This is a genomic window from Nostoc sp. CCY0012, from assembly GCF_963920855.1.
Lineage (GTDB): Bacteria > Cyanobacteriota > Cyanobacteriia > Cyanobacteriales > Nostocaceae > Cyanocohniella.
Genome location: NZ_CAWUDM010000251.1, coordinates 1 through 727 on the forward strand (window position 1 = coordinate 1; position 727 = coordinate 727).

The following is a 727-nucleotide window of genomic DNA, read 5'->3' on the forward strand; positions in this document are numbered from 1 at the left end:
CTGCCCCCCTGCTTCTTCCCCCTCACTCCCTACTTAACTTCTGTAATTTGCAAAGTGTAAGGAAAATACTTGCCTTGTTCATATGAACCCACCCAAACTTGGTAGTCTCCAGGGAGCCATTCACCAACAATGCCCGGATTTTTGCCTTCAAAATCGTCATTGCACCAAGTTCCGCCAGGGCCTTTAACAATCATGGTGGTGTCCTGAGGGCTTTGTACTAACAACTTCAGGTATTCAAATGCACTTTTTAATTTCAATGTATGTCCTGGTGTTTCATCGACGAATCCGGTACATGGGCCAGTAGGTGTTTCCGATCTGCCAGCAATTTGTTTCCCAGGTACTGAACCGCCACTCATTCCCCGAACTGTCAAAGGGTCTGGAGAAAATTGTTGATTAATAGTAATATCTCCAAATATTGGTGGTGCTTCTTGAGCATCAGCGATCACATGAATTGCTGCTGAAACGCTGACCATAACTATCATCAACGATAACTTTATACCTTTATTTAAGATTATTTTCGACATTGCGATTATATAAGTATCTCAGTGTTTTGCAAGACATGAATTTTACACACCAAGTTCCCAAGATGAGAGAAATTAACTACCTATTTTAGATTCGCAATGAAGATGATTCATTAGTAAAGGGCCAACAGTTTTGTGTAACTTTAGAGATGAGGGAGATGAGGGAGTGGGGAGAAGAAGCAGGGGGCAGGGGGCAGGGAGCAGGG

The 727-nt window shown here is 43.1% G+C and carries 1 protein-coding gene; it reads right to left on the minus strand.

The annotated features are described in order from the left end of the window. Window positions 1–29: 29 nt before the first annotated feature. The gene (locus ACM0OS_RS28990; protein WP_414546623.1) at window positions 30–524 is read right to left on the minus strand and encodes a hypothetical protein; all 495 of its coding nucleotides are present in this window, start codon (window positions 522–524) and stop codon (window positions 30–32) included. Window positions 525–727: the final 203 nt, after the last annotated feature.